The organism is Hungatella sp. (assembly GCF_046966825.1).
Window position 1 is genome coordinate 24205 of record NZ_JBKVCZ010000008.1, and the last position, 22816, is coordinate 47020.

Here is a 22816-nt window from a genome sequence, read left to right on the forward strand (position 1 = left end):
GGAATCAGGCGCATCTGGTAAACGTCTGTTTTAAGAATTGACCGTAAGATAGCGTTCCACACTGGTGATGGCGTTTGCTCCGTCCGCCACAGCAGTGGATACCTGTCTTAACTGCTTTGTTCTCACATCTCCGGCTGCGAAGATACCGGGAACCGATGTCTCACAGTCCTCTCCCGCCTTAATGTATCCGTGATCCATCTCCACAAGGCCGTCGAAAGCGCTGCTCTGCGGATGGATTCCCACTGCGATGAACACGCCGTCAACCGGAAGCTCCCCGGAGGCTTCCGTCTTCACATTCCGGATTGTAATGGATTCCACCTGGTCTGCTCCGTTAATCTTCTCCACTACGGTATCCCACAGCACTTCCACGTTATCCAGTGAGAACAGCTGGGTCTGAAGAGTCCTGGCGCCGCGCAGTTCGTCTCTGCGGTGAATCAGATATACCTTTTTACACATTCTGGAAAGGAAGATCGCATCCTCGATGGCAACATCTCCGCCTCCGGTCACGGCTGTCACACGGTTGCGGAAGAATGCTCCGTCGCAGGTGGCGCAGTATGACACGCCCATTCCGGTCAGCTCCTCTTCGCCCGGGACCGCCAGCTTCCTGTGGCTGGCGCCGGTCGAGATGATGACAGTCCTCGTCGTATAGCTTTCCTCCGCGCAGGTTACGGTAAAGAGGCCGTCCGCCTTCTCCACACGCACCACATCATCGGTCACGAATTCCGCGCCCAGTTTATCCGCGTGCTCCCGGAACTTCATGCCCAGGTCGTATCCGTTGATTCCCGGAAGCCCCGGATAGTTATCCACCTCGTAGGTGTTGAGCACCTGGCCGCCGCTGGCAACCTCTTTTTCAATGACAACGGTCTCCAGCTCCGCACGCTTGGCGTAGATTGCCGCCGTAAGTCCTGCCGGACCTGAACCGATAATTACCACATCGTAAATCTTTCCCATTTAATTTCCATCCTTCCTGTATCATTTCTTCCGCCGCGGTACGCAATCCCACGATTCCGCCGCCGGGAATATTTGTCATGAAATAATTCATAGTCTCATTATATCGCACTCTCTTCTAAGTATGCAATGTTTTCTTTTGTGACTAAGTCTCAAATCCTATTGAATTAAAAAATTACCTTTGGTAAAATAGAGGTGACGGAAGACGGGATCGATCCGGCTTACCAGGATTAAAAGAAAGGGTGATTTTCATGGCAAAAAAAACAGTGCTGGTTACGGGCGCTTCCAGAGGAATCGGAAAAGCCATTGCGGTAAAATTTGCAAAAAAAGGATATAATGTGGTAATCAACTGCCTTCACAGCGAAGAGAGACTCCTGCAGACGAAAAAAGAGCTGGAATCGTATCAGATTTCCTGCCTCGCCTACATGGGCGACATGGGCGACATGGAGCAGTGCCGGATTCTGTTCGATCAGATCCGGAAGCAGTTTGGAACGCTTGACGTCCTGGTAAACAACGCGGGGATTTCCTATATCGGCCTCTTACAGGACATGAGCACGGAATCCTGGGACCGGATCATACGGACCAATTTAACCTCAGTCTTCAACTGCTGCAAACTGGCCGTTCCCGGTATGGTGGAGAAGAAGCAGGGAAAGATCATCAACATTTCCTCCGTATGGGGCGTCTCCGGCGCTTCCTGCGAGGTCGCCTACTCAGCGACAAAGGGCGGAATCAACGCCTTCACCAAGGCGCTGGCCAAGGAGCTGGCTCCCAGCAACGTCCAGGTGAACGCGGTTGCGTGCGGCGCCATTGATACGGAGATGAACCGTTTCCTGGAAGAGGACGAACTCATCGCCCTGATCGAAGAGATTCCCGCCGGACGCCTTGGACAGGCGGAGGAGGTGGCCGATCTGGTCTACCACCTGGGATATAAGAATTCTTATCTGACCGGTCAGATCATTGGGTTGGATGGGGGATGGATTTAGAGGTGTAAGGGAAAAGGAGTACGGCGGCTTATTATTTGCGCGGTACTCCTTTTTTAGTAATTTTTCATGTTTTTTATGTAATTCCTGGTATTAATTCCTCTCCCTCTTGCTGCTTGACTTTTAATACTCATAACCTGCGTATGAGTATTCCTTTCATATAATCGGTTTCGTTATGCGTTTGATAAACGATATCCTTTTCAGCTTCTGTACAGCCAATCAGGATTTTTATTTCCGAATCACGTTTCATTAAATCAACAATGCACATGATTGCATCAATTTGCTTTCTTTCATCTGTTCCCACCCATACATCGATGCCTCCTCCATCCATTGAAGACGTATTCTCTAAATAACCGTAATCAACTCTGTAAACAAAATCGGGAAACCTCGGATGAGCCGTTCCTTTTGGTCTATCTATAACAATTTTTGATTCACTCACGATTTTATCAATCGCATTCCAAAAACCATCACTTGTTTCCATAGCCCCACCTCGCAGCATCATGTTTTCTTAAATCACTACTTTTACGCTAACTCCTTCTTTAAGTAAACCATATCCACAAGCTGTATCCCATCCTCAAACATCGGATGGTCATAGTTGTCTGTAAAAAAGTTATGAATCCTGTGAGAAAGGCAAAAACCATTCTTCTCGTAAAAATGCAGAATAAAAGGGAGATCGCCGGTTCCCACAATCATGGTCTTATACTTCTCTTTATAAAATTCTGATATATACTGAATGAGCCTGCTGCCATATCCCTTACCGTGCCACGCTTCATATGTAGCGATATTTTTAAGTTCACATGTATCAGGGCTCTCACCCGTGACCACGCATATGCTTTTCAAGCCGTCATCGTACAGGGCAAACAGATCTCCTCGTTCCAGATATTTATCTATCATGGACTCCTGCTCATCCGCAAGCAGAAGCAAATCCATGAACTGTTTTTTATTTTCTTCTATGCGTTTAATTTCCATAGACTCCCTCATAAACTCATTTGCTTAAGTCTCCAAGTATCTCCTTCTCCGCAAATAACGCTGTAGCCCCGCCCGTATGCCAGAATACCACATTACTTCCGGCCGGAACCTTTTTAGTCCTAATGTAATCCAGCATACCCGCAAAGGCTTTTCCCGTATAGACCGGGTCTGTGAGAAGCCCTTCCTTCACCGCCAGAAGCTTAATCGCCTCGGAGGCCGCCTCGTTGGGAATCTCATAGCCGGGCAGATAATAGTTTAAATCGGTGCAGATATCCCGCTCCGCATCCACCGTGATTCCGGCTCCGATCAGCTTTAGGCTCTCATTGGCCAGAGCGGCCGTCCGCTTCGGATACTCCGGGTCCTTGGCGCTGACATTGATGGAAATGATCCCAGTCTCAGAACCGACCAGGTTCCGTCCTGCGGCCAGACCAGCCATCGTACCGCCGGTTCCGGTGGCATGGAAGACGTAATCGGCCTGGATATCCATGGCGGACAGCTGCTTCTCCAGCTCCACGTATCCCTCGATGAATCCCACAGATCCCACCGGGCTGGCTCCGCCCATGGGTACCTCATAGCAGACGTGTCTGCCGGCTTCCTTATTTAAGCGGGCCATGTGTTCTCTCGCAAGAATGACGGCCCGGTCTTCCGCCTCTTCCTCTGTCTCTCCCGCCTGAATCTCCACGATGTGAACCTCGGCGTCCATGATGCGGTCCAGAAGCAGGTTGGCCCTCAGATCATCCTCATCCGGCTTCACAATGGCGACCAGATACAGCACCGGTTTTAAACCGCAGCGCCGGCACGCGGCCGCCGTCTGCATGGCGTGGTTTGACTGGGTCGCCCCAAAGGTGAAGACGTACTCACAGCCGCGGCTCATGGCGTCCCCCATCAGATACTGGAGCTTGCGCACCTTATTTCCCCCGAACAGGCTCATGCCGGTAAAATCGTCACGCTTGATATAGAGGTTCACTCCCAGTTCCTTAGAAAGCCGGTCCAGCCGGTAAAACGGCGTCGGGAAAAATCCCAGTTCCGCCTTGGGAAGTTTTTCAAATAATTTCTCCGCTTCTTTTGCTGTCATACTCATTGCTTTTTTGCTCCTTCCATTCTGGCAATAATCTTTTTAAAAGATACGCTGAACATGGCCACGGTAACACAAACAGCGCAGAAATCTGCGACCGGTTCGGCTAAGAACACGCCCATAGTCTGATTCTCCATAAAACGCGGAAGAATAAAGATTAGCGGGATCAGTAAAAATACCTTGCGCAGCAGCGCCAGAAATACGGATACCTTGGCATTTCCCAGCGCAATAAAGGTCTGCTGGCAGGCCACCTGTGCACCGAACATCAGGGAAACCGCCATATAAATCCGGATCGCCCAGCGCGTATATTCCGTCAGCGCGGCATCGCTGGTAAAGATCATGATGAAAATCTGCGGGAAGAACATGGACAGCGCCCACAGAAGCGTGGAATAGCCAATACAGCAGAGGAACAGGATCTTAAACGTCTTCTTCACGCGGTCCGCGCTGCCAGCCCCATAGTTAAAGCTGACGATGGGCTGGGAGCCCTGGGTCAGTCCCTGAAGCGGAAGCATGGAAAACTGCATGACACTGCTCAGTATCGTCATGGCGCCTACCGCCACGTCTCCGCCGTAGCGAAGCAGGGATGAATTGAAGCAGACGGACAGGATGCTTTCCGTAAACGCCATGATAAACGGCGATGTTCCCAATGCCATACAGGGAAGAATAATGCCTGCCTCCAGCTTCAGGCTCTTCTTTTTGATGCGCAGCGAGCTCTTCTCCGAAGTGAGGAAGCGCAGCACCCAGATGGAGGAGACCGCCTGGGAAAGGATTGTCGCCAGCGCGGCCCCCTTCACGCCCATATTCAGACCGAATATAAAGATAGGGTCCAGAATAATGTTGCAGACAGCTCCGATCAGCACGGTATACATGCTGGTCTTGGCGTAGCCCTGGGCAGTGATAAATGCATTCAGCCCCAGCGCCAGCTGTACGAAAATGGTTCCCAGCGCATATATCTTCATGTAATCCCAGGCATACCCGATCGTATTTTCACTGGCCCCGAACAACAGCAGGATGGAACGCCCGCAGAACAGGAAGACTGCAGTCAGGATCAGGGCAAGCACCACCAGCATCGTGGTACAGTTACCCAGGATCTTCTCCGCCTTCTCCTTCTCATTTCTCCCCATCATGATAGAGGAACGCGGCGCGCCTCCCATACTGATAAAATAGGCAAATGCGGTGATCGCCATGATAACCGGCATCGTAACGCCGACTCCCGTCAGGGCTGCCGCTCCGACTCCCGGAATATGGCCGATATACATACGGTCTACCATGTTGTACATAACATTGATCACCTGTGCCGCAATGGCGGGCATAGACAGCCGGAAGAGCAGCTTTCCGACGCTCTCGGTCCCCAGTTCATTCTCTTTTCCTTTTTTCGGTTCCATTTATTTCATTCCTTTCAAGATATCGTCAAGATTCTGATTGATTACCTTAGTCGTACGCGCCATGGCCTCCATATCTTCCCGCGGTACGCCATCATACAGCTTTCCTGCAAATTCCTGGCGGCATTTTCTGAGTCTCGTCACAATGTCGTCGCTTTTCTCCGTCAGGGACAGATGAATGAGTCTCCTGTCCTTTAAATCCTTTCCCGCCTTTAGATAGCCTCTCTCGCACAGTGTCTCCACGGATTTCGCCACAAGTCCCTTGGAAATATTGCGGAAATGAGCGATATCCGACGCGCTGTCATAACCGGGATTGTTGGCCAGAAACATCAGTACCACGATTTCGTTGGGGGTAAAACAGTATTCCGCCACTTCCAGGGCACACAATTTTCTGTATACCTTGTCTATCTTTGCATAGTAGGCAAAGTAGCCCTCATCTTTCTGCTCCATGATTTCACCTTTCTAATATTGTTCATTTTTGAACTGTTCACTTTTGAATTATATACAAGAAATTCTCTTCTGTCAAGGAAAAAGACCCCGCCTTCCCGATACGGCCCATAAGCGGGGCTTCCATCGGGAAGACAGAGTCTTCCTGTCACTGCTGTTTTATTGTATTTCGTCCATCTCCACTTCCGCGCTCGGGGCGTTTACCTTGACGCTGCGGATTCCGTTCCGGCAGCTGGCCTTCGCGGTGTATGCCTGGGATTCCAGGATTATCTGCCCGCTCGTTTCAAGGAGCCGGAAGCAGTATCCCCCCTTCTGATCCTGATAAATCTCAAATTTCGGATTCTTTTGTGCCAGATATCCTCTGACGGTCTGGTCTTCAATCTCCGCCGCCTCTGCGCACCGGATCACGCTCTCGATGCCGTCCACGCATGCGTCCTTTTTCGTATAGATCTCCGATGTCCCGATCGTCTCCCCGTTGGCGGCCTTTAAATGAAAATCGTAGCCGGAATTTTTCCTGTAGATTACAAATTTCCCCATTGCTGGACCTTCTTTCGTCCTTTTTTATGGGGATTATAGCATACGTGAGCGAAGGCCGGCATCTATTTACAGAAAACATCTTATTTTTACCGTTTTGTTATCTTCCGGTCTCCCGGTACAGCTGTCACTCGGTGACAGGAATACCACCTCTGTCGATTCCCCATACCTTTCGCATTTCCATCAGCCGGTCAACCTGACTTCTGTTCAGAGTTCCGCTGCTTCCCAGCATTTTCAAATACAGCTGAATTCTGGCGCACTGTTCCACGGATTCCATGAAATAAAAAGACTGGTACACATCTTTTCCCCAACTCAGCGCCCCATGATTAGCCAGAAGCACGGCATTGTAATCATGAATAAACGGGGCGATGGATTCCGGTACTTCTTCCGTTCCCGGAAGGGCGTACGGTGCAACCGGGACCACCCCCACTGCCATCACGGCTTCCGTTAGAATTGCCCGTTTTAAGGGAATCCCTGCCGCCGAAAACGCGGTCGCAAACGGAGGATGGAGATGCGTAACACCATGAATCTCCGGATCTTCCCGGTAGATTCTCAAATGCATCTTCATCTCTGAGGAAGGTTTCCCCTCTGTCAGCACTCTGCCGTCCAGCGATACCTTCACCATCATATCGTCCGTCATATACCCTTTGGAGACACCGGAGGGAGTAATCAGAATCGTATCCGCTGAAATCCTGCAGCTGATATTGCCGTCATTGGCCGCAACATAGGCACGCTCATAAGAACGCCTTCCCAGGTCTGTCAGTACGCTCCTGGCTTCTTTTTCTGTCATATACCCCATACTTACTGCCCTCCTATTTCTATTACAGCCTTATTTCTTCTGAATCGTCCAATCAGCTCAATGGTGAACTGGATCATATAACCATTTACCAGCATGGAGACCACCGTGGCGCCTCCCAGCTTTCCTCCCAGAAGAAAACCGGTGATGGAAAGCAGTATATCGATGGTTATTCTTGTCACATTGACATTCTTTTTAAGCTTTCCGGATAAATACATCATCATGGCATCCATTCCTGCCTCGCCAAGCCCCGCCGCCACATACGTTCCGATCCCCACCCCCATGAGAATCAGACCGGCCAGCAGGCACAAAAGGCGTCCCGCCGCAGTTCCTCCTCCCGTACAGATCACCGGGGAAAACCACTTGATAAATGCACCTACCAGCACGCTGTTTAAGATAGAACCGATTCCGATCCGTTTCCTGTCGATAAAGAACAGAAGGATAATGATGGAAATCATCAGCACCTGGGATGTGGTTCCCAGAGACAGGTGCAGAACGCGTCCCAGTCCCGCCTGAAACAGTGACAGCGGGTCCAGTCCAAAGTCTGCCTGGACAAACAGATCAATGCTGGCTCCCATCATCATGGAACCAACGATGACCATCAGAATTTCTTTCCATTTTTTAATCATATCGTGTCCTCATCGCGCAATGGCTTCGCCGCAGCGCCGTCTGATGGCGGCTTCGGCGTCCGGATATCCGGCGCACAGCGTTTCCATATCACCATGTTCGTAATCCTCCGGCAGATACGCCGGTGCCATCGTCGTTCCCGCCAGACAGTATTTCCCGCCGTGAGCCACAACCGACCCCTGCCATACGCCTGCCGGAACCCGAAACTGCGGGACTTCCCCATCAGACAGACGTGTCCCCAGAACTTTGATCTCCGATGTTCCATCCGGATACAGGAGAAGAAGCTCCAGCCCATCCCCCATATAGTAATGGTAGATTTCATCGGTTTTCAGCCTGTGCATATGGGAAAAGGAGTGTTCCGTCAAAAGATAGTAGATGGAGCTGTAAGACTCCCTTCCCGCAGCGTCCTTCTCACCGGCATAGAGATACCGGTACATGCCGCCTTCTCCAGTGAGCGGTACGAGTTTCAGTTCCTCAATTATAGATTCTATCATTCGACCACAACCCACTTTCCATCCGAATCCGCACTCTCAAGCATCGCATTACAGAGCTTCACAATATCCCTTCCCTCAAAAAAGGTAGGATAAACCGGTGCTTCCGACACACAGCCCCGCTTTACATCATCATAAAAGCTGTCCACAAGACTTCGGAAGGTATCCATAAAACCGTTGCCAAAACCGAAGATCTCCGAGTTCACACCGCTTCCCTTGACAGCCGTGTTCAGGATATTGTTGTCCTCTGAATTCCACCACAGATTCTTCTTTTCTCCTGTCACCTCCAGGGTGATCCGGTTGATTCTGCCCTGGGACACTTCTGATAAGAGCACCGTTCCGATCGCTCCGTTGTCAAATTTTAAATTAATGGCTGCCGCATCTTCGGAGCAGACCTCCATCGTCTCCGTCCGTTTTCCATCTCCGGAATCCGGATACATGATACGGTCTTCCACATACCGGTTCGGGTAAAAACGCCCGAAGTTGGCGGAAAGCGCCTTCACCTTCCGGCCGGAAATATACTGGGCAATATCCAGCCAGTGCGTCCCGATCTCCGTCACTGCGCGCATCCGGCCCGCCAGAACCGTGTTGTATCGCCAGTCCACAGGCGCAGGAAATGCATTGAACTCCTGCAAATAGTTACCGTGGATCACATTTACACGGCCGAATTCTTCCGATTCCACCAGTTTTCTTGCCTTCTGACATGCCATATGGAATCTGACGTTAAAATTAATTGCGCAGACCACTCCGCACTCTTTCGCACGCCTGGCCAGTTCCTCCGCCTGGCTGTCCTCAAAGCACAGAGGTTTTTCGCACAGCACGTTCTTCTTATGGTCCAGAAGCTCCATAACCATATCGTAATGGAGGTTCGGCGGTGTGCACACATGGACGGTTGTAATCTCATCATCGAAAAGAATGGAAGAATCCGTTCCCCACTTTTCAATGGAGAATTCTTCGGCAAATGCCTTTGCCTTCTCCTCACTGACATCGACGATAGCTCCTATTAAAATTCCGCTGGCCTTCAGCGCTTCCGCATGGGTATGGGCAATGTTGCCGGCTCCCCAGATTCCTGTCTTCATATGATTCTGCCTCCTTATACTTCCACCTTAATAATACTTTCCAGCGCAATTGTAATCTCATCTTCCACGGCCTTCGCCATCTTCTCCGGATAGTGATCAAACTCCTCGGAGCCTACAAATTCGAAGCATGGGCCATCTGCCGCTACAATACAGCCGGATTTTATGCCTCTCACCGATGCGATAACAAAGAGGACCGATGCTTCATTTTCCATAGCCAGAACTCCGGCTTCCGAAAACAGCCGGTTATTTGTAGGCATCAGACCGGTATAGAACAGACCCGATGTCGTGATGATTCCGGTTCTCGCTTCCGGATTAATTTCCTTTGCCGCTTCCTGCATGGCCGCTACCACATCCATGGACGCTATCGCCGGATAGGAAATCGGAATAAACTGAGGAGTGATTCCGTCGTCCCGGCACGCGGCCGTGGCGATAATCAGCGCTCCCTGGGGCATATCTTTCTGTAAAGTCCCACAGGTTCCAACACGGATAATAACTTTTGCTCCGCCCAGAATCAGTCCTTCAAAGCTTACAGAGGCTCCGTTTCCCCCCACGCCATGGGATGATACCGTCACAGGCACTCCCTTGTAGGTTCCGTTAAAGGTCCAGTATTCCCGGCTCTTTGCCACTACTTCCACGTTTTCCAGCCGTTTTGATATCTTTTCCGCCCGGGCGGGATCACCGCAGGCGATGACTCTCTCTGCAATTTTGTTATAGGGAATATCTATAATTGGTACAATCTTCTCCATTTTTTATCTTCCTTTCTCATCAGGCCACTGCTGCTCTTCTCTTATCATTCATTTTTTTATAAGAGTAAATTACAAGTACAATTACTGTTACAATATACGGAATGGTGCTGACCAGCTCCGTCGGAATTCCCATATTCTGCGTTCCCGGATTGACCGCGAAGGCATCTGCAACTCCGAACAGCAGGCAGACAAGCAGTGTCGGCACCGGTTTGTTGCCTCCCAGCGAGGCGGCGGCAATCGCAATGAAGCCTCTGCCTGCCGTCATATCTTTTACAAAGTACGATACGTAACCCATGGACATGTAGGCGCCCCCCATAGCTGCCAGCATGCCGCTGATTGCCAGAGCAATATATTTCACCTGCAGCACATGCACGCCCACAGACTCCAGCGCTTCCGGATTCTCGCCGCAGCTTCTGATATGAAGCCCCAGAGAGGTCTTATATAAGAATATACTGAGTACAATGATCAGCAGGACAGCCACATATGTCAGTACATTGTGCCCGGACACCACAGTTCCCAGGACCGGAATATCCTTAATCACAGGAATATTCACCTGAGGAAGCACACCGCTCTTTAAAGACGAAGATATCCCTTTCTCCCCTACCGCCAGATACAAAAGAAATACGGTTCCTCCAGCGGCCGTCAGGTTATAGGCAATGCCTGTAATGGTCGGATCTGTTTTTAGCTTAGTAACAATAAAGCACATTAAAATTCCCAGCAATGCGCCTACGACGACGGCCGCCGTAAAGCCAAGAAATGCATTGCCTCCAAACGCAGCGCTGGCTACTACGCCAATCAGGGCGCAGGTCAGCATCATTCCCTCAATTCCAATGTTTGTAACACCTGCTAAATCCGCTACCAGATAAGACATGGACGCATACAAAATCGGTGTCGTCATGCGGATGATCGAAAACAGGAAGCTGACCGATGTAACAATCTCCAATATTTTCATTTTGCTCCTCCTTTATGCGTCAGCCGCTTCTCTCGTCATTTTCACAGTCAGTTTCTTCTTATATCCGGCAAGGAAACCGGTAGCTGCAATCAGGATAATGATCACGCCCTGTATGATGGACACCACTTCATTCTGCACATCGGTTCCACGGCTCATGATATCGGATCCGATTCTTAAATAAGCAAGAAGAAACGCTCCAACCGGAACAAACTTCGGGTTGTTTCTCGCAATGATAGCGATGATCAGACCATCCCAGCCATATCCTGACCGCCACTCCCAGTTAAAACGCTGCTGTGATCCCATCATATAGGCTGCTCCGCCCAGACCGGCAATGGCACCTCCAATAATCTGGGACAGGAGTATCGTCCCCGTCACTCCGATGCCAGAATACTTCGCAAAGTTTTTGTTCTCCCCACACATGCGGATGGCATATCCCCATTTTGTATGGTACAGGAACAGCCATGCAGCAATCACAAGGACCACCGCGATCACAAGTCCGAAATGGATACCTCTGGTAAATTCAAACAGCCTTGCCGTCTTCGCAAATTTCAGGGAAGCTACGTGTGTGCTCTTTGGGTCCTTCATATAAGTCTTTAAGAGGAAATCACCAATATAGAAGGTAATGTAGTTTAACATCAGAGAGGAAACAATTTCGTTTGCCTCAAACTTCAGTTTTAAAATCGCCGGCAGAAATGCGATCAGTGCTCCGGCGGCAAGTCCTGCAAACAGGGCTGTAAAAGCATGAATTCCAGGTCCCATCTTAAGCAGGGTCGCCGCCAGGGCAGCCGCAAGACCTCCCGCATAGAACATGCCTTCCACTGCAAGGTTGTAAACCTTCGTCTGGAGAATGAATGTAACCGCCAGTCCCGTGAACAGCAGCGGAGTCATAAGCTCAATAATATTGGCAATATAACGGAATGAAGTAAGCGGGGCCACAAAGAACTTGTAGATGGCCTCCAAAGGCTGACTGCTCACCAAAAAGATGATTACTACCGCAAATACAACGGCAATTCCGACAGCCAGAAGGGTTCTTAACAGTTCAAACCGGGACATGATTTTATTCTTATTCTTCACAGCAGGCCCTCCTTAAGTCTTCCTCCGACTGGTGCTTCACGCCGAGCATATAATATCCCAGCTCTTCTTCAGTCATTTCCTTGGCCTGGGGGAAGTATCCTGATATTTTCCCCTGGCACATGACAATAATGCTGTCCGAAAGTTCCAGAATTTCATTCAAATCCGCGGAAACCAGAAGGACTGCGCAGCCTCTGTCACGGATTTCCACAATTTTTTTGTGAATAAACTCAATCGCGCCCACATCGACGCCGCGCGTCGGCTGATCTGCAATCAGAATCGACGGTTCTGCCGAAAACTCCCGCGCTACGATCACTTTCTGCATATTTCCACCCGACAGCATGCCAATCTCATCAAGAGGACTTCCGCAACGAATATCGTAATCACGAATCCCTGCCTCCACCCAGCGGTCGATCTTCTTTTTATTCAGAAACAGCCCGGAATTCACTTCCTCGGAATCACAGATACTGGAAATCATATTTTCCCGGATAGTCACGTGTCCCGCGGCCCCATAGACCATGCGGTCCTCCGGAATATAGGACATCCCCTTTCGCCTGATCTCCTTGACAGAACAGCCCGCCGTCTGGTCCGTACCGATCATCACTTCTCCGTTTCGTTTGTCCAGATGCCTCATACCGGTAATCAGTTCCACCAGTTCTTCCTGGCCGCTGCCCTCCACTCCGGCAATTCCCAGAATTTCTCCTGAGCGCACAGAGAAAGAGACACGGTTAAGCACCTGTCTGCCCACCTCATTTTTACAGCTTAAATTCCGGACAGACAGTCTCGTTTCCTTCGGTTTCGCCGGTCCTTTTTCTACCTTCAAAATAATGTCACGGCCCACCATCAATTTCGAGATGTCCTCCACTGTCAGACCTGTAACATCATAAGTACCCACGCCTTTTCCATGGCGCATGATGGTGATCCTCTGACAGATCTCTTTTATTTCATTCAGCTTATGAGAGATAAAGATAATGGTAAGGCCCGATTCCTTCAGCTTGTTTAGCTGCTCAAACAGTTCCTCCGTCTCCTGAGGTGTCAGCACCGCCGTCGGCTCATCTAAAATAAGCAGCTTAACTTCACGGTACAGCGCCTTTAAAATCTCGACCTTCTGCTTCTTTCCAACCGATAAATCACTGACGGCTGCCGTCGGATCCACATCAAACCGGAAACGCTCCGAAAGCGCTCTGGTAATTTCAACCGCCTTTTTCCGATCCAGAAAACCGTTCTTTTTCGGTTCCTTTCCCAGCACAATATTCTCTGCCACGGTAAGGGAAGACACCAGCTTAAAATGCTGGTGTACCATCCCGATACCGAGACGCAGGGCATCATCGGAGGAAGCGATCTTTACCGGTTTTCCGTCCAGCTCTATCGTACCTTCATCCGGTTGTTCTATTCCGAACAGGATCTTCATGAGCGTCGATTTTCCGGCTCCGTTTTCCCCCATCAGGGCGTGGATCTCTCCTCTGTATACAGAAAAATCCACATGAGAGTTGGCCAAAACTCCGTTGCCGTATACTTTTGTGATGTTCTTCATGCTTAATATTTCTCTGGCCTGCTCCATCCGTATCACCCCTCTGCGCTTATGGCTGAACTTCGCCCTTTAATGATGCGATTTCCTCATCTGTCATATCAAATGCACTTCTGATTTCAACTTTTCCGTCAATAATATTCTGCTTCGCTTCCGCTACCTTTTCTCTCGCTTCCGCAGGTACATTCTTCTGATACCAACTGTTGTCCGTGATTTCAATACAACCGTCGGACAGTCCATACGTCTTTACTGTGCCGAATTCCAGTTTTCCGTCCAGATAATCGCCAACTGCCTTGTCAATGGAGATATCAACCCGTTTTAAGATAGATGCATAGATGGCATCCGCCTTCTTTTCGTCACTGGAGAACAGTTCTGACTGATCTGAATCCGTTCCAATTGCATGATTGCCGGTCTCCTTGGCCGCATCCAGAACGCCCAGACCTGCGCCGCCTGCCGCCTGAAATACGATGTCGGCTCCTGCGTTATATAATGCAATACCGATCTCTTTTCCCTTGGCCGCGTCCGTAAAGCTGTTCATATAGCCTGTGTTAATCTTGATATCCGGATTTACCACCTTCGCGCCTTCTATGTAGCCTACCAGCCAGTCATTAATGAGGGGAATGTCAAATCCGCCGGCAAATCCCAGCTGTCCTGTCTTAGAAGCAGAGGCGCCCAGCACACCCGCCAGATAGCCGCCTTCATAGCACTTATATGTCATGCAGTAAATATTGGAATTAGCTCCGTCGGAGAAATCCACGCTCTCATCGTATAAGATAAACTTCTGATCCGGATACTCCTCTGCCGCTTCCTGAAGCGGCTGGGATATATTGACGCCGCCCGTGATAATGATGTCCCAGCCTTCATTAATAACGTCTTCCAGTGTGGCGGAATACTTGGTGATATCCGTTCCCATCTCCACAACCTTTGTGCTGGCACTGTAGTTCTCTTCGATCAGTGCCAGACCTGCATTGGCGGAATCAAAGAAAGACTTGTCTCCCAGAGTACCCGGAACGAGCAGAAGCACGCTTAAATCCCCTTCTTTCTTTTCCTCTCCGGCAGGTGTCTCTGTCGATACGCTCTCCCCAGCCGTATCTGATGTCTTTGCGCCGCCGCATCCTGCAAGCAGTCCTGCCGTTAAAGCTGCCGTTAAACAGATTGCCCATACTTTCTTCATGATTGTTCTCTCCTTCTCCTTTTGCTGTATCTTATCAGACACAGTGAATATGTTTGTTGTTCTTTCTGCATTCTTCCGTAAATTCTGTTACATACTCTTCTTCCGAAGCATCTACAATCAGCTCCGTAATCTCTTCCAGGTCACAGACCTTGTAAAAAGCTCTGCTCGCCAGCTTGTGATGATCCATCAGGAAATACACTTCCTCGCTGGCCTTGATCATCGCCTTCTTAACCTCTGCCTCATCTCTCGTGGCATCGGAAATACCATGCTTCTCATCCACCGATTTGGAGGAAAGAAATGCCTTGTCCACGTAATAATTATCCAGCATACGAACCGCTTCGGTCCCTACCAGCGACATGGCGCTCTTTCTCAAACTTCCTCCGATCAGGATCACGTCAATCTTCTCTTTGTCCTTCAGCTTCATGCATATACTGATGTTATTGGTGATCACCGTGGCGTGCACCTCTAAGTAATCCGCCATGGCATACACCGTGCTGCTGGCATCCATGAAGATGGATTCTCCTTCACCCACCAAAGATGCCGCGTATCTGGCGATCCTGTCCTTCTCCTCTGCATGAAACTTCACCCGCTTATCCACCGGATCTTCATACGTGCCTCCCGGTATGCTTCTCGCGCCTCCCAGCACTCTCACCAGGCTGTTGTCCTCTTCCAGCTTCTTTAAATCTCTCCGGATCGTCATCTCAGATACCAGCAGCGTATCCTTTAGATAAGTGATGTCCACGAACTCATTTTCCTTCACGTAATCCAGAATAAACTTTTTTCTTTCTTCTGCGGTAAATGTCTTCATACCTGCCTCCATTCATGTAAACGCCTGCATTTTGGCGTTTCCGGTAGAAATGAAAGGCAGCTTCCTTTCACCTCTTCCCTATTTTTTCATTAGTATCTCTAAATTGTCACGGAAAGGAGGATACACGATTCCTTTCTCGGTTACAATGGCCGTAATATACTCGGCCGGTGTTACATCAAATGCCAGATTGTATGTCTTTACTTCCTTCGGGGCAATGTATTCCCCGTTTATGCGAAGGACCTCCTCCCTGCTTCGCTCTTCGATCGGGATCTCTTTTCCGGTTGGACACTCCATATCAATCGTGGTTGTCGGCGCCGCGATATAGACCGGTACGTGAAACTGATTGGCCAGAACGCTGACACTGAAGGTTCCTATCTTGTTCGCCGTATCTCCATTAGCAGCTACACGGTCGCAGCCTACGATAAGAGCATTGATTTTCCCCTGTGATAAAACTACTGCAGCCATATTGTCACAGATCAGCGTCACATCCACCCCGTGTTCTACCAGTTCAAAAGCGGTTAAATTGGCTCCCTGGAGCCTTGGTCTCGTCTCATCTGCAAAGGCTTTGATATTCATTCCCTTCTCCTGAGCCATATAGAATACAGACAGTGCGGTTCCATATTCCGATGTTGCCAGACTTCCCGCGTTGCAGTGGGTGAGTACAGTGTCCCCATCCTTTAAAAGGCTGAGCAGATTCGTTCCAATGTTCCGGTTTGTCTGCTTGTCTTCTTCATGAATCGCCACAGCTTCCGCTTCCAGTCCCTTCCTTACAGCCTCAAGAGGCTGTCCTTCACCGGCAAGAGCTTCTGCTCTCTCTACCATTCTGTCTACGGCCCACATTAAGTTCACCGCGGTAGGACGGGAAGACTTTAAGTATTCTCCCTGCTCCCTGTAAAAATCCATAAACGCAGCCGTGTCCGTTCCATCAAAGGCATTGGCAGCCAGCACCATACCGTATCCGGCCGATACGCCGATAGCCGGTGCGCCTCTGACAATCATGGTCTGAATCGCCTGATAGACATCCTCCAGGGTTTTACATGTTGCATATGTAACCGTATTTGGCAGGAGTGTCTGATCTAACAGAAGCAAATTCCCCTTCTCCCATTTTAATGTGATAATTTCTCTCATGTTATTTCTCAATTCCTTTCCCTTTTTGTTTGTTTCTAACATCTATACCGAGATAGTATCACATTAAATGTTCGAAGTCAACATATATGGTCTGAATCGCCTGATAGACATCCTCCAGGGTTTTACATGTTGCATATGTAACCGTATTTGGCAGGAGTGTCTGATCTAACAGAAGCAAATTCCCCTTCTCCCATTTTAATGTGATAATTTCTCTCATGTTATTTCTCAATTCCTTTCCCTTTTTGTTTGTTTCTAACATCTATACCGAGATAGTATCACATTAAATGTTCGAAGTCAACATATATTTTGTTGTTTTTAAACACATTTTTGTTATAGGGGGATGGCCTATTGGGATATTTTACCCTGTTTCTACAGAAATGGCAAGTTTTTTTGTTTGATTACCTCAAATTGGCAGGATTTGGTTGTTATTTTTTAACATTCATGTGCGAAGAGACATCAGGCCAGAGATCCCGTTCCCTTAACGCGAAAAAAGCTGGCTGCCAAGAATCAATTCATTGATTCTTGGCAGCCAGCTCTTTACACTGATTCTACTTTTTCAATTTTATATCTTGCTTTCATTCGCGCCCGGTCATTCCATCGAGTGCGGCTGCCTCTTAAACCTCCGGCTTCTCCACCTGAACGATGGCAGCCTTCTGCATCGGAATTCTGCAGTTCTTGTTATTGCCGAACTCTACGATCACGGTATCATCAGTCATATCGATAATAACGCCATAGAAACCACTGGTAGTCAAAACGCTGTCACCAATAGCAATGCTTGAAAGCAGTTCCTGCTGTTTCTTCTTTTCCTTCTTCTGCGGTCTGATTGCAATAAAATACATAAAGCCGAAGATTACCGCGATATAAATAATCCAGAATCCCATGCCCATGCCGCCGCTGGTTGCTAATGCCATAAATCATTTCCTCCTTATATAACGATCCGCCGCCTCGCTACGGTATCATTGTCCTTACTTCTCTGCTTGTACCGCCGTCATGCCGGCAAGCTTTTCCGCTTTATACTCTGCATAACGGTGCTGTTCGATTGCGTCGCGAATCTCTTCCATCATTGTATTATAAAAGTACAAATTATGCAAGACACATAATCTCATCCCGAGCATTTCTTTTGCTTTTAACAAATGCCGGATATAAGCTCTGCTGTAGGAACGGCAGGCCGGACACCCGCAGCCCTCTTCGATGGGGAGGTGATCCAGCTCATACTTGGAATTAAATAAGTTCCGTTTGCCCTGATTGGTATAGACATGGCCATGGCGGCCGTTTCTGGACGGATAGACACAGTCGAAGAAATCCACGCCCCGGTCCACCGCCTCCAGGATATTGGCCGGCGTTCCGACACCCATTAAATAAGTTGGCTTGTGTTCCGGAAGGTACGGCACGGTTTCATCTAAAATACGGTACATCTCCTCGTGGCTCTCGCCGACCGCCAGGCCGCCCAGCGCGTATCCGTCCAAATCCATGGCGGAAATGGTCTTCGCGTGTTCGATGCGGATATCTTCATACGTTCCGCCCTGGTTGATGCCGAACAACAGCTGTTCCTGATTGATGGTCTCCGGCAGACTGTTAAGTCTGGCCATCTCCACCTTGCAGCGCTCCAGCCATCTGGTGGTCCGGTCAACGCTGTTCTGCATATATTCCCTGGTCGCCGGGTGGGGCGGACACTCGTCCAGCGCCATAGCGATGGTGGAACCCAGATTCGACTGGATCTGCATGCTCTCCTCCGGCCCCATGAAAATACGGTGGCCGTCGATATGAGACTGGAAGTAGACGCCTTCCTCTTTGATCTTCCTTAACCCGGTTAAGGAAAAGACCTGAAATCCGCCGGAATCCGTGAGAATCGGACGGTCCCAGTTCATGAACTTATGGAGTCCGCCGAATTCCCGGATTAACTTATCACCGGTTCTCACATGAAGGTGATACGTGTTGGACAGCTCTACCTGGGTTCTGATCTCCTTTAAATCATCTGTGGAGACCGCTCCCTTGATGGCGCCAACCGTACCGACATTCATGAATACCGGAGTCTGGATGGTTCCGTGCACGGTGGAAACCTCCGCCCGTTTTGCACGGCCATCCTTAGCAATAATTTTATAATTCATTCTGATTCCTTACTTTGATTTTTTTGAGCTCTTCGCTGCTGCCTTAGCCGCTTTTTCAGCAGCCTTTTTCTCTTCCATATGCTTATTCTTGTAGATCGTCATCACATACCATAAGGAACCTGTGATGCAGACGGAAGAATACGTACCGCATACGATACCAACCATCAGAGGAAGTGCGAACTCACGAATCGAGGACACACCGAGAATAAACAGCACGAATACCATGATGAACGTGGTCAGAGAAGTATTGATACTTCTTGTAAATGTCTGTGTGATACTTAAGTTTACAATCTCGGAAAGCTCCATCTTGCTGTTCACCTTTAAATTCTCACGGATACGGTCGAAGATAACGATGGTGGCGTTGATGGAATAACCGACAATCGTCAGCATACATGCGATGAAGGTGGAACCGACAGACCATTTTAACAGAGAATAGAAGGTCAGCACAACGAGCACGTCATGAAGCAGCGCCAGTACGGCACTTCCTGCAAACTTGATATCTTTGAAGCGGAACCAGATATACAGCAGCATGCAGATGGTGGCGATGATAACAGCGATAAATGCATCCTGCTTCATCTCCTTGCTGATCGCACCGGAGATGCTCTCCGCCGTGATCTTCTCGGCTTCTACGCCGAAATTATCTACCATTGCCTGGTCTAAGTTCTGTCTCTCCTCAACGGATAACGTCTTTGTCTTAATGATTACTTCGTTGGTTCCCGCAACCTTCTGCGTCTGAACCTGTGCGTCGCCGGTCACATTTTCAACAACCGGAACCACCTTGGAAGAGATATCCTCCAGTGACATATCCTCGTTAAATGTTACATTTGTTGAGGTACCGCCCTTAAACTCCATGCTGTAGTTTAAGATATCGCCGGTCTGTGTCTTGTTGACCACAAGGCCGCCAAGACCGATTACGATTACCAGTAAAGATACTGCAAACCAGATCTTCCTCTTTCCAAGGAAATCGATGGTCTTCTTGTCCGTCTTCGTTCCGTAGAACTTCGGATCCTGAAATCCCAAGTTAAACAGGGCATTCAGAATGAACTTGGTGATGAACAGCGCGGTGATCATGGATAACACGATACCGATGGCCAGCGTGGAAGCGAAGCCCTTAACGGTACCGGAACCTCTCCAGAACAGTACGCCGGCTGCGATTAAGGTGGTCACATTGCCGTCGATGATGGCGGACAGCGCTTTGTTGAAGCCCGACTTGATGGCGGACTGAACCGTCTTTCCAAGGCCGATCTCCTCTTTGATACGTGTAAAGATAATAACGTTGGCATCAACCGCCATACCAATGGAAAGGATGATACCGGCCACACCCGGAAGTGTCAGGGTCACACTGAACGCGGAAAGCAGGATCAGAATCAGGCCTACGTATAAGGAAAGTGCGATCACGGCCGCAAGACCCGGCACTAAATATACGATAATCATGAACACGGCTACGATGCCGAATCCGATTGCGCCCGCCTTTAAGCTGGTGGAAATGGCTTCCTGGCCAAGCTTCGCGCCTACAACGTTGGAACGAAGTTCTTCCAGCTCCAGGGAAAGGGAGCCGATACGGATAGTGGAAGCCAGCGTCTCCGCCTCTTCATAGGAAGTCATGCCGCTGATCTGGCACTGGCCCTGTGTAATTGGCTCATTAACGACCGGGTTAGAGTAGATCTTGCCGTCATAGATGATGGCGATTCTCTTGCCCACATTCTTTGTCGTCGCATCTGCAAATACGGTTTTTCCGTCGTCGGTAAAGGTTAAATCAACCATATACTTCTTAATGCCGTTTTCGTCGGTGATAACCGGCTTCGCGGTGGCAACCTGGTTGCCGTTTAAGATGGTCTGCCCGGCTTCATCGACGAAGATCAGGGAACCTGGCTTGCCCAGCTCTTCCAGGATTGCATTGGCATCCGATACGCCTGGAATATCGACGTTGATACGGTTGCTGCCTTCCTGATAGACCTCAGCCTCTGTACTGTAATTCTGAACCCTCTGCTGCAGTTTGTAAATGGTATCCGACATATCCTCGGCAGTCGGGTTCTCTTCCTTTGCCTGGTACGTAATGCTGACACCGCCTGCCAGATCGAGGCCCAGCTTAATGTCATTCATGGTAGTATATCCAAAATATCCGAACAGTCCTACCAGAGCCAGAGCAATAATCAGCCCGATCAGGCCTTTGCCTTTGTTACTTTTCATGACTTTTCTCCTTTAATTTTAGTCTTCAGCCAAAGCCGCTTTAATCATGATGGCGCATTCGATCCTCTTCTTCTGCATTGCGCAGCCGATATCATACGCATCGGTAATGCTCCCATGGAAATTATAAGAATTGGCCGCGCAGCCGCCGCTGCAGTAGAATCTCGCGAAACAATCCCTGCACTTGTCCTTCGCATAGACGTTGCAGAGCTTGAATTCATCGCGGATACGTTCGTTGGTCACACCTGTATCGACATTGCCGAGAAGGAATTCTTCCTGGCCGACAAACTGGTGGCAGGGATAAAGATCACCCCACGGAGTCACCGCTAAGTACTCCGTTCCGGAACCACAGCCTGAAAGCCTCTTGGCAACACATGGTCCCTGATTTAAATCGATGTTGAAATGGAAGAAGTTAAAGCCCCGGCCCTCTTTTTTCCGTTTGATGTACTCTTCGGCAAGATGGTCATACTCTTCCATGATCTGCGGGAGATCTTCCTCCCTGATGGCATACTCTTCCTCCGGCTTTGCCACCACCGGTTCGATCGACATACTGCGGAAGCCCAAATCTGCAAATTCCATCACGTCTTTGGAGAAATCCAGATTATGACGGGTAAAGGTTCCGCGGACGTAATAATCCCTGTCGCCTCTCATCTCGGCAAACTTCTGGAACTTGGGAACAATTAAATCGAAGCTTCCCTTACCGCCCCGGAACGGACGCATCTTATCGTTGACTTCCTTACGGCCGTCGAGACTCAATACGACGTTGCTCATCTCACGGTTGCAGTATTCCATGATCTCGTCGTTTAACAAAACGCCGTTGGTCGTCATGGTAAAACGGAAGTTCTTATTATATTCTTTCTCTTTTGAACGGCCGTATTCAACCAACTGCTTTACAACTTCCCAGTTCATTAAAGGCTCGCCTCCGAAGAAGTCCACCTCTAAGTTTCTGCGGTTCCCGGAATTCGCAATCAGGAAATCCAGCGCCTTCTTTCCCACCTCGAAACTCATAAGCGCCCTGCGGCCGTGATACTCGCCCTCTTCCGCAAAGCAGTACTGACAGGCAAGATTGCAGTCATGGGCAATATGGAGACAGAGCGCCTTGACTACGGTCTTCCGCTTCTTGAAATCCACCACGTAATCGTGATACTGGTCCGTGGTTAAAAGCTCTTCCGCGTCGATTAGGTACTGGATCTCATCCAATGCCTCCTGTACCTCGGCTTCTCCATATGTAGGGGATAGACGCTCCATCACTTCCCGCGCCACTTCTTCCGAAAGCTTCTCTGGTTCGGCAAGCTCCGGCACGCGCTCCGCCACAATCGCAACCGCGTCGTACATCACCGGATCGACGCTGTGAACAGAACCGCTGTTGACATCCATGATAATATGGAAGCCATTATTGATATATTGATGAATCACTGAAATGTTCTCCTTGTCTTAACGATATTTTAACGCCATAAACGAGTTTTGGGCAGACAAGCGAAGTAACCCCTACCGTCCTTACGACCGTAGGGGTCTTTTCACTCATCTGCCTCATATTCCGGCATACTATCTATTGCTGTTCTCGCAGCTCTGGTTGCCCACCGTACAGGATGTCTTGCAGGCTGACTGACAGGAAGTCTGGCACTCGCCACAACCGCCTTTTTTCATAGATTCCTTTAATGTGCTGGAATTTAATGTCTTAACGTGTTTCATTCTTACACCTCCTGTATTTACCTAATTCTTTGAGATTATACCACATGTTTTTAAGGAGTGCAAGGTAAAACGCCCCCGGGATTACGGGGATTTC

25 protein-coding genes are annotated in these 22816 nt (G+C 49.3%); 1 reads left to right on the forward strand and 24 read right to left on the reverse strand.

Annotated elements, in window-relative coordinates; genetic code table 11:
* Nucleotides 1–30: 30 nt before the first annotated feature.
* Nucleotides 31–951, reverse strand: a complete 921-nt coding sequence (trxB, locus tag ACLTD4_RS04185) for a thioredoxin-disulfide reductase (protein WP_117634496.1) — start codon at nucleotides 949–951, stop codon at nucleotides 31–33.
* Nucleotides 952–1199: 248 nt separating this feature from the next.
* Here trxB and ymfI point away from each other — a divergent pair, with 248 nt between their 5' ends.
* Nucleotides 1200–1931: an elongation factor P 5-aminopentanone reductase gene (ymfI, locus tag ACLTD4_RS04190; RefSeq protein ID WP_002601531.1), complete on the forward strand. Its 732-nt coding sequence runs from the start codon at nucleotides 1200–1202 to the stop codon at nucleotides 1929–1931.
* A gap of 127 nt (nucleotides 1932–2058) precedes the next feature.
* Here ymfI and ACLTD4_RS04195 read toward each other — a convergent pair whose 3' ends face one another.
* From ACLTD4_RS04195 to scfA, 23 genes are all read right to left on the reverse strand, one after another.
* The gene (locus ACLTD4_RS04195) at nucleotides 2059–2409 is read right to left on the reverse strand and encodes an inorganic pyrophosphatase (protein WP_117622854.1); all 351 of its coding nucleotides are present in this window, start codon (nucleotides 2407–2409) and stop codon (nucleotides 2059–2061) included.
* Nucleotides 2410–2450: 41 nt separating this feature from the next.
* The gene (locus ACLTD4_RS04200) at nucleotides 2451–2897 is read right to left on the reverse strand and encodes a GNAT family N-acetyltransferase (RefSeq protein ID WP_025530117.1); all 447 of its coding nucleotides are present in this window, start codon (nucleotides 2895–2897) and stop codon (nucleotides 2451–2453) included.
* A 16-nt stretch (nucleotides 2898–2913) separates the two neighbouring features.
* Nucleotides 2914–3978 (reverse strand): 1-aminocyclopropane-1-carboxylate deaminase/D-cysteine desulfhydrase, encoded by a 1065-nt coding sequence (locus ACLTD4_RS04205; RefSeq protein WP_242356180.1) that lies wholly within the window; start codon nucleotides 3976–3978, stop codon nucleotides 2914–2916.
* Nucleotides 3975–5357, reverse strand: a complete 1383-nt coding sequence (locus tag ACLTD4_RS04210) for an MATE family efflux transporter (protein WP_055654981.1) — start codon at nucleotides 5355–5357, stop codon at nucleotides 3975–3977. Before ACLTD4_RS04210 ends, ACLTD4_RS04205 begins: the two co-directional genes overlap by 4 nt.
* A complete protein-coding gene (locus tag ACLTD4_RS04215) occupies nucleotides 5358–5804 on the reverse strand; it encodes a MarR family winged helix-turn-helix transcriptional regulator (RefSeq protein ID WP_002601536.1) in 447 nt (148 codons plus the stop codon). It abuts the gene before it with no gap.
* A 156-nt stretch (nucleotides 5805–5960) separates the two neighbouring features.
* A complete protein-coding gene (locus tag ACLTD4_RS04220; RefSeq protein WP_055654979.1) occupies nucleotides 5961–6338 on the reverse strand; it encodes a YegP family protein in 378 nt (125 codons plus the stop codon).
* A 124-nt stretch (nucleotides 6339–6462) separates the two neighbouring features.
* Nucleotides 6463–7134 carry a class II aldolase/adducin family protein gene (locus ACLTD4_RS04225; protein WP_412331144.1) on the reverse strand — a complete coding sequence of 224 codons (672 nt, stop codon included), beginning with the start codon at nucleotides 7132–7134 and terminating at the stop codon, nucleotides 6463–6465.
* A gap of 2 nt (nucleotides 7135–7136) precedes the next feature.
* Nucleotides 7137–7760, reverse strand: coding sequence for a YczE/YyaS/YitT family protein (locus ACLTD4_RS04230; protein ID WP_117622837.1), 624 nt, complete (start codon nucleotides 7758–7760; stop codon nucleotides 7137–7139).
* Between the two features lie 9 nt (nucleotides 7761–7769).
* Nucleotides 7770–8252 (reverse strand): cupin domain-containing protein, encoded by a 483-nt coding sequence (locus tag ACLTD4_RS04235; protein ID WP_242356186.1) that lies wholly within the window; start codon nucleotides 8250–8252, stop codon nucleotides 7770–7772.
* Nucleotides 8249–9328, reverse strand: coding sequence for a Gfo/Idh/MocA family protein (locus ACLTD4_RS04240; RefSeq protein ID WP_002601541.1), 1080 nt, complete (start codon nucleotides 9326–9328; stop codon nucleotides 8249–8251). Before ACLTD4_RS04240 ends, ACLTD4_RS04235 begins: the two co-directional genes overlap by 4 nt.
* Nucleotides 9329–9342: 14 nt before the next feature.
* Entirely contained in the window at nucleotides 9343–10074 is a 732-nt protein-coding gene (locus ACLTD4_RS04245; RefSeq protein ID WP_002601542.1) for a nucleoside phosphorylase, read from the reverse strand.
* A gap of 19 nt (nucleotides 10075–10093) precedes the next feature.
* Nucleotides 10094–11026: an ABC transporter permease gene (locus ACLTD4_RS04250; RefSeq protein ID WP_002601543.1), complete on the reverse strand. Its 933-nt coding sequence runs from the start codon at nucleotides 11024–11026 to the stop codon at nucleotides 10094–10096.
* A 12-nt stretch (nucleotides 11027–11038) separates the two neighbouring features.
* A complete protein-coding gene (locus ACLTD4_RS04255) occupies nucleotides 11039–12100 on the reverse strand; it encodes an ABC transporter permease (RefSeq protein WP_002601544.1) in 1062 nt (353 codons plus the stop codon).
* A complete protein-coding gene (locus tag ACLTD4_RS04260) occupies nucleotides 12090–13658 on the reverse strand; it encodes an ABC transporter ATP-binding protein (protein WP_320922584.1) in 1569 nt (522 codons plus the stop codon). Before ACLTD4_RS04260 ends, ACLTD4_RS04255 begins: the two co-directional genes overlap by 11 nt.
* 19 nt (nucleotides 13659–13677) lie before the next feature.
* Entirely contained in the window at nucleotides 13678–14799 is a 1122-nt protein-coding gene (locus tag ACLTD4_RS04265; protein WP_242356191.1) for a BMP family lipoprotein, read from the reverse strand.
* Nucleotides 14800–14833: 34 nt separating this feature from the next.
* Nucleotides 14834–15607: a DeoR/GlpR family DNA-binding transcription regulator gene (locus ACLTD4_RS04270; protein WP_002601547.1), complete on the reverse strand. Its 774-nt coding sequence runs from the start codon at nucleotides 15605–15607 to the stop codon at nucleotides 14834–14836.
* Nucleotides 15608–15685: 78 nt separating this feature from the next.
* On the reverse strand, nucleotides 15686–16735 hold the full coding sequence (mtnA, locus tag ACLTD4_RS04275) for an S-methyl-5-thioribose-1-phosphate isomerase (RefSeq protein WP_242356193.1): 1050 nt from the start codon (nucleotides 16733–16735) through the stop codon (nucleotides 15686–15688).
* A 58-nt stretch (nucleotides 16736–16793) separates the two neighbouring features.
* Nucleotides 16794–16952 carry a hypothetical protein gene (locus tag ACLTD4_RS04280; protein WP_412331145.1) on the reverse strand — a complete coding sequence of 53 codons (159 nt, stop codon included), beginning with the start codon at nucleotides 16950–16952 and terminating at the stop codon, nucleotides 16794–16796.
* A 397-nt stretch (nucleotides 16953–17349) separates the two neighbouring features.
* Nucleotides 17350–17646 carry a preprotein translocase subunit YajC gene (yajC, locus tag ACLTD4_RS04285; RefSeq protein WP_002601549.1) on the reverse strand — a complete coding sequence of 99 codons (297 nt, stop codon included), beginning with the start codon at nucleotides 17644–17646 and terminating at the stop codon, nucleotides 17350–17352.
* Between the two features lie 54 nt (nucleotides 17647–17700).
* Nucleotides 17701–18843, reverse strand: coding sequence for a tRNA guanosine(34) transglycosylase Tgt (gene tgt / locus ACLTD4_RS04290; RefSeq protein WP_002601550.1), 1143 nt, complete (start codon nucleotides 18841–18843; stop codon nucleotides 17701–17703).
* Nucleotides 18844–18852: 9 nt separating this feature from the next.
* Nucleotides 18853–21033, reverse strand: a complete 2181-nt coding sequence (locus ACLTD4_RS04295) for a protein translocase subunit SecDF (RefSeq protein ID WP_055654948.1) — start codon at nucleotides 21031–21033, stop codon at nucleotides 18853–18855.
* A gap of 18 nt (nucleotides 21034–21051) precedes the next feature.
* The gene (gene scfB / locus ACLTD4_RS04300) at nucleotides 21052–22446 is read right to left on the reverse strand and encodes a thioether cross-link-forming SCIFF peptide maturase (RefSeq protein ID WP_055654946.1); all 1395 of its coding nucleotides are present in this window, start codon (nucleotides 22444–22446) and stop codon (nucleotides 21052–21054) included.
* A gap of 129 nt (nucleotides 22447–22575) precedes the next feature.
* Entirely contained in the window at nucleotides 22576–22722 is a 147-nt protein-coding gene (scfA, locus tag ACLTD4_RS04305; RefSeq protein ID WP_002601553.1) for a six-cysteine ranthipeptide SCIFF, read from the reverse strand.
* Nucleotides 22723–22816: the final 94 nt, after the last annotated feature.